A 6,374-nucleotide genomic window follows, 5' to 3' on the forward strand; every position below is an offset into this window, starting at 1 on the left:
ATGATCACTTCAAGCATATCCGAGTTCCCAGAACGCTCATTCCTGCCGATTGTCAGTCACCACCGGCATAGCGAATGGTTCGAAAGCAGTCCGAACGAATTCATGTCGATCCGGGTTCATAGCACCCAAGTGCAAGGCAGATACTCCGTGGTCGAATCCTACGCCATGCCAGGTAGCTCTACCCCGCTTCACAAACATGCTCACGATGAGATCTTCCAAGTTCTAACCGGCTCGCCTACTTTTATGCTCGGTCCCGAGATGATCGAGACACAAAGGGGAACCGTCATATTTGTTCCAGCCGGGACGCCGCATTGCTGGAGGAACAACACAGAAGAGAAAGTTCAAATGATCGCCACCTGCTTTCCTGGCGGTATCGAGGACCTGCTCATACAAATCGTAGGTCGCGCCCCGGAAGAGATCGTCGCGCTGGCGTCTAAGTATGGAACCACTATTTTGGAACCGCCGATCGCGTCATGACCGAGGCATATCGATCGCAAACCCATCGGCCCCAAAAATTCTAGCCGATCGCGAATTTGCGGCTCGACGAATGAGCCAATGTCTCAGCGCTTGATGAGGATTGAACGAACGATCCTCCAAAATAATCGTCGCATGCGGCGCAAGCGACCGTCTTGACGATCCTCCGCCAACCTTGTTCACTCGGGCCATGTTCACAGCCGCAAATGCTGTGCAGGTCAGAGTTTCGATCGATGAGATAGAGTCTGGCGTCGTCTAGTTTTGCCTGTACATTGGAATCATACGTAATTCGTTTTCTACCAGCCGAGTTTCGGAACGATTTGTTCAACAAGCGTCCTGAGAATTCGAATGTTATAATCAACCCCGAGCTGGTTTGGGATCGCAGCGATCAGGGTGTCAGCGGCGCGCACTGCCGAATCCTGCGCCAGGTCTTCCGCTATCTGATCCGGTTCGCCTGCATAGACTTTGCCGAAGCGAGACACAGCGCCGTTGAGAACGCCAACTTCATCGCGTGAGTCCCGTTCACCGCCAAAATGAAAGCGGTCCTCATCCGTCGTAATCGGAAGAATGCTACGGGTGACCGCGACCCTGGGCGTCCTGGAATGTCCCGCCTCTTTCCAGGTCTTGTGAAAAATCTCGATTTGCTCGGCCTGTAGCTCATGAAAGGGAACCCCGGTATCTTCCGACAGAAGCGTACTGCTCATCAGGTTCATGCCCTGCTCGGCGGTCCATTTCGCCGAATCTCGTGTCGCCGAACCCCACCAGATCCGCTCGGCGAGACCGGGCGACTGCGGCTCCAGCGGGAGGTCTGGTCCCCCGCCCGGTCTGGCATAATTGGAGGTCGCAATCGGGATGCCGCTTATCGATTTCCGAAACAGCTCCGTGTGCGATCGCGCCATATCGACATCGTCGCCATTGCCTGCAGGCGTGAAGCCGAACGCTTCATATCCGCGCCGGGCGACCTCCTGCGACCCCCGGCTTATGCCGAGCTGCAGCCGTCCGTCGCTGATCAGATCCGTCGCGGCGGCCTGTTCGGCGAGTGAAAACGGGTTCTCATACCGCATGTCGATGATGCCCGTACCCAGCTCAATGCGCTTGGTACGAGCGGCCATCGCAGCCAGAAGCGGCATAGGCGTGGAAAACTGCGGGGCGAAATGATGAACGCGTATAGCTGCGCCATCCAGCCCGAGCTGCTCAGCAGCGACAGCGAGATCGATGGTTTGGAGTAACGCGTCCTTGGCCGTTGTCGTCCGCGATCCACGGGCAGCTTGATAATGCCCGAAGGACAGGAACCAGATCTTTTTAGTCATCGAAAGTTCGCCTTCTTATAGGTCAGTGGTGACGTGGCGGAAGAGTCGTGATGCCGTATCGTCGGCAGGCCGTTCCGGTTTCACGCGTTGAGCTGGAGTCTTGGCTGCTTCAAGGATCGCAGATGCGATCGGTAGAGCATGTTGATCGCCAGGGCGAAAATTGCCGTGAGCACGGCCATGCCCGTCACGACGATGTGGAATGCGGCAGCATAGTCTGCGGGTGCGCCGTTCCAGCCAGCAGAAATGCGATTTGCAATCTCCGGGTCGCTGATCGACATCACGAGCAAGGCGCTCGTGGCAGCCCCATAGGCGGCAACGCTCAAGGCCTCGCTGCCCAGTCGGAGGAAATTGAGAACCCCCGCCGCTTCTCCACTCATCTCTTCGGGCACTGCTGCCAGGGCATCCCCATCGATGAGACCGAGCGGCAGCCCCCAACCGAAGCCAAGCGCGATCATGGGCAGCGCGAAGAAGGCGAGGGGCACGTCCTGGCCGAGCAGGAGCATCCCAAGGTCGCCAGCGATCAGCAGCAGCAACGAGATATTGATGATAACGATCGTGGAGATCCAGCGGACCTTCTGGACCAGGATGCTGGCGACAAGCGGAGCCACGAGCACAGGCAAGGTCAAGGGGAGCATGAACAGGCCGGCTTGCGCCGCCTCCATATCCAGGACCGCGCTGAGGGCGACCGGCAGATAGGTGAGGATGGAGACATAGGCAATCGAACCCGCGACCGGCACCAGAACGATAGCCAGGAAAAGACGGTTTCGAAGCGGTGAAAAGTCAATGAGCTTTGCATTCGCATGCGGGATCGCAGCTTTGCTCACCCGCAGCCCGGCGCCGGCGGCCAGCGCCAGTCCGGCGATGATGGTTGCGACGGCGAATACCGCGCGCCAACCCGCAAGCTCCACCACCACGCCCGAAATCGTCGGTCCAGCCGCTAGTCCCAGGCCAACAACCGTCCCAAGCAAGGCAAACGCCCTTGTTCGGGCCGCGCCGGAATAGGAACTGGACAGCAACGCAGTGCCACCGGTAGCGATCGCTCCCGCGCCAATGCCTGATAATACGCGCCCAACATCGAGGGAGATAAGGCTCATCGAAAACACGCTGACGAGCGAGCCGCCGGCCATGATCAGAGCGCCGATCATAAAGGTCCTCTTGTATCCCAGACGCGCCGCGGCGGCGCCCCAGATCAGGGTAGAGACGGCGAATGCGACGTTGAACCCGTTCACGACCCACTGAAGCGGGCCCGGACTGTGGCCAAGATCCGCCGAAATTGCCGGTAGCGCGATCGCAGCCCCGGCGATGCTGATGGGCAGGACAAACAGGGCGAGCAGTACGGTGGGAAGCAGCAGGCGCGAAGGTTCGTTGTTTGGCCTTGAGGATGATTTGAATTCTGGCATATCGCATGTCCTATGGTTATCGTACCTATCGCTATCATGCTCAAAGGTACGATACAAGTAGGACCTTTGGAAAATTCACGTTCTCAGCCAGGGCTTTGCTCCGCTCCATTGGTCTGTTGCAGTCTTGCGATTTCCCGGGCGACAGGTATGATGCATCTCGGACATGAAGGAACAGGTGATGCCAGAAACCCTCGACGTACTATCCGAGCACTTAGATATTGGGCAGGTGTTGAAGGCGTTGGCGGACGAGCACAGGCGGCGTATCATCATTGAACTGGCGGCTGATCCGTTAGACGGTGAACGAACCTGCAATTCGTTCGAACTACCGCTGTCGAAGCAGACGGTATCTCACCACTTCAAGACCCTTGTCGCAGCGGGCCTGATTAATCAGGTCAACTACGGAAATAGGCAAGGCATCTCTTTGCGTCGCGCGGAGATCAACGCCAAGTTTCCTGGTCTCCTGGACATTCTCATCCAAAGTTGAATGGTTCTTTTGTAAGAATTCGACGATGACCAAAAAGCTGCCAGTGATTTCAGCGAGACTTTTGACGAGTGATTTCAAGGGGTGGCACGCTGCGGGTGCGCCTTCTTAAGCGCCGCGGGCATGGGCACCGGCGCGGTCGCAGGCGACGATTTCGACGCCTGGTTGATCCGATAACCAGTTCGCGAGTGTCGCCATCTCGCGATCCGGCAAAAGATCAGCAAATGTGGGTCCCGGTCAAAACCTGCAATTGTTCCAATCCTTTCACCGTTGATGCGGACGGCATGTCCCCGACTTGCCTCCGGGGGCGCGTGAGCGCGCGGGGATGGAGGAGGCAAATGCCAGCGAGCACGGCCGGCTGCAAAGCGAGCGAGGCTCTCCTTGTGTTCATAGGAAAGTGCGGGATTATGACCTGGGAAGAACTCTGAGCCGGTCTTGAAGAGAAAGAACGCAAAATAATTCTACGCGCAGGGGGATTCGCTCGCCGCAAAATTCAAGTATTCTTACGCCAATGCCCTTTGGTTCCGCCGCACGATCTGCGATCGAATGCGAACCGGAGCGACAAGGCACGATGAACCACGCTGGAGGTCTCTGACATGCCCGCGATTTCGCATTCAAATCCGCCGGTTGCCGGCCCAGTCTTTGCCCGAAGCGGAATTGTCCGCTTAAGGGTGAGGATCGTGTTGTGGCGAAGCGGAACGGGACAGCGGCAAACAGCGTGCGTGTCGTTCTCGCACCCGCCGACGACATGCCGGTCTACGACCCGACAAAGCCCGATCCCAGCATCAGAGAACTTGTCCGCTTGCTTGCGCGACAAGCTGCCCGTAAATTTGTCGAAGCCGAACAGGAGCGCGCCGCCCGCGAACGCCTCCTCAGATAGGGAGGCCATCTCATGAAGGTTGCTCTTTACGCTCGCTATTCCTCCGACAACCAGCGTGATGCCTCGATCGAGGACCAGCTTCGCATTTGCCGCACACGGGCCGAGCGTGAAGGCTGGACAATCGTCGACAGCTATACGGATCGCGCCATCTCCGGCGCCTCTCTGATCCGGCCGGGTATCCAGGAACTGATCGCCGACGGACTGAAGCGACGCTTCGACGTCATACTAACGGAATCCCTCGATCGCCTTTCACGCGATCAGGAAGATATCGCCGGGCTCTACAAGCGCATGCGCTTTGCAGGCGTCAGCATCGTTACGCTTTCGGAAGGTGAAGTCAGCGAATTGCATATCGGCCTCAAGGGCACGATGGGCGCGCTCTATCTCAAAGACCTTGCCGACAAGACGCGGCGTGGCCTGCGCGGCCGGGTCGAAGAAGGCAAATCCGGCGGTGGCCTCTGCTATGGCTATGATGTCGTGCGCCACGTCGACGCATCCGGCGAAGCCAGCCGCGGCGAGCGCACCATCAACGAGCCGGAAGCCAATATCGTCCGGCGGATTTTCAAAGAATATCTGGCGGGAAAATCCTCGCGCACGATCGCCATGGTGCTGAACAGCGAAGGCGTGCCAGGGCCGCAAGGCAGCGAATGGGGGCCGTCAACCATTCACGGCAATCCGAAACGCGGAACCGGCATTCTCAACAATGAGCTCTATATCGGGAAACTGGTCTGGAACCGCCTGCGATACCTGAAGGATCCAGATACAGGCAAACGCGTATCCCGTCCCAATCCGGAAGCGGATTGGGTTATTCAGGACGTGCCGGATCTGCGCATCGTCGATCAGAACCTGTGGGATGGGGTGAAGACGCGGCAGGACCAGATGGCGCTGGAACCCGGAACCCAGCGAGGCGACAACCGTATCCTGAACGAACGCCGCCGGCCAAAGCACCTGTTCACCGGGCTCGTCAAATGCGGCTGCTGCGGTGGCGGCTATTCGATGATTTCGAAGGACATGCTCGGCTGCACCAACGCCCGGACCAAGGGGACTTGTGACAATCGGCTGAACATCCGCCGCGACACGCTCGAACAATCAGTTCTGAGCGGGCTCGACAAACATCTGATGGAACCGGAACTCTACAAGGAGTTCTGCGAGGAGTTTACGCGTGAAGTGAACAAAGCACGGATGGAGGCTCGCGCCGCCCTTGATTCATCGGCCGCCGAGATCAAGCGGATCGATCGCGAACTCGACACGCTTCTCGACCTTATTCTGAAGGGTGGTGCTGCCGACCGGATTAACGCGAAGATGGTGGCCCTCGAAGCCCGCAGGAAGGAACTGGCCGGCTTCCTCGACGGCGCGGAAGAACCGCCTCCCCTGCTCCACCCCAATCTGGCGAAGTATTATCACGAGGAGATTGCGGCACTCCACGACCAGCTTGGCAACGAGCAGACGCGGGCACAGGCCGCCGACAAACTCCGCACGCTGGTCAGCCGCATCGATCTCGTGCCCGATGGTGCGGAATTGGTGATCGTGCTTCGCGGCGACCTTGCCGCGATCCTTACCTTTGCATCTGGCAAGAACAAGCCAGGTTTTCTAAACGAGAGGGCAATTCTGGAAGAACTGATGGGCCGCGCCGACGCCACTGGAGCCCAAAAACGCCAAAAGCCCCACGAGGGGGCTTTATCGGGATCGAGATCGCAGGGATGGTTGGTTGCGGGGGCAGGATTTGAACCTGCGGCCTTCAGGTTATGAGCCTGACGAGCTACCGGGCTGCTCCACCCCGCGTTATCCGAGATTTTTGGCGATGCCAAAGAACTCTGTGTTTTGGCGTGAGC

The 6,374-nt window shown here is 58.4% G+C and carries 5 protein-coding genes, 1 tRNA gene and 1 pseudogene; 3 read left to right on the plus strand and 4 right to left on the minus strand.

The annotated features are described in order from the left end of the window. Complete coding sequence (locus tag HGO38_RS28150; protein WP_250959129.1) at positions 1-477, plus strand: cupin domain-containing protein; 477 nt, start codon at positions 1-3, stop codon at positions 475-477. A 293-nt stretch (positions 478-770) separates the two neighbouring features. On the opposite strand, the gene HGO38_RS28155 is transcribed toward HGO38_RS28150, so the two are convergent. Further along, positions 771-1,784, minus strand: coding sequence for an LLM class flavin-dependent oxidoreductase (locus tag HGO38_RS28155; protein WP_250959130.1), 1,014 nt, complete (start codon positions 1,782-1,784; stop codon positions 771-773). Positions 1,785-1,864: 80 nt separating this feature from the next. Continuing rightward, entirely contained in the window at positions 1,865-3,184 is a 1,320-nt protein-coding gene (locus HGO38_RS28160) for an MFS transporter (RefSeq protein ID WP_250959131.1), read from the minus strand. Positions 3,185-3,362: 178 nt separating this feature from the next. Between HGO38_RS28160 and HGO38_RS28165 the strand changes: the two genes are divergently transcribed. Together HGO38_RS28165 and HGO38_RS31200 are read left to right on the plus strand one after the other, a co-directional pair. Then, the gene (locus HGO38_RS28165) at positions 3,363-3,668 is read left to right on the plus strand and encodes an ArsR/SmtB family transcription factor (protein WP_250959132.1); all 306 of its coding nucleotides are present in this window, start codon (positions 3,363-3,365) and stop codon (positions 3,666-3,668) included. Positions 3,669-4,557: 889 nt separating this feature from the next. Then, positions 4,558-5,586, plus strand: a pseudogene (locus HGO38_RS31200) (recombinase family protein); the annotation flags it as partial. Between the two features lie 162 nt (positions 5,587-5,748). Here HGO38_RS31200 and HGO38_RS31205 read toward each other — a convergent pair. Both HGO38_RS31205 and HGO38_RS28180 read right to left on the minus strand, forming a co-directional pair. Continuing rightward, positions 5,749-5,946, minus strand: a complete 198-nt coding sequence (locus HGO38_RS31205) for a hypothetical protein (protein ID WP_250959133.1) — start codon at positions 5,944-5,946, stop codon at positions 5,749-5,751. 301 nt (positions 5,947-6,247) lie between these two features. After that, positions 6,248-6,324 (minus strand) — tRNA-Met (locus HGO38_RS28180). Positions 6,325-6,374: the final 50 nt, after the last annotated feature.

The sequence above is a fragment of the Rhizobium sp. CG5 genome, assembly GCF_023701945.1.
Taxonomy (GTDB): Bacteria; Pseudomonadota; Alphaproteobacteria; order Rhizobiales; family Rhizobiaceae; genus Allorhizobium.

Excerpts from the sequence above, each read along its gene's own strand:
- HGO38_RS28165 (WP_250959132.1), top strand. The coding sequence starts at position 3,363 with ATGCCAGAAACCCTCGACGTACTATCCGAGCACTTAGATATTGGGCAG.
- HGO38_RS28155 (WP_250959130.1), bottom strand. The coding sequence starts at position 1,784 with ATGACTAAAAAGATCTGGTTCCTGTCCTTCGGGCATTATCAAGCTGCC.
- HGO38_RS28160 (WP_250959131.1), bottom strand. The coding sequence starts at position 3,184 with ATGCCAGAATTCAAATCATCCTCAAGGCCAAACAACGAACCTTCGCGC.
- HGO38_RS28150 (WP_250959129.1), top strand. The coding sequence starts at position 1 with ATGATCACTTCAAGCATATCCGAGTTCCCAGAACGCTCATTCCTGCCG.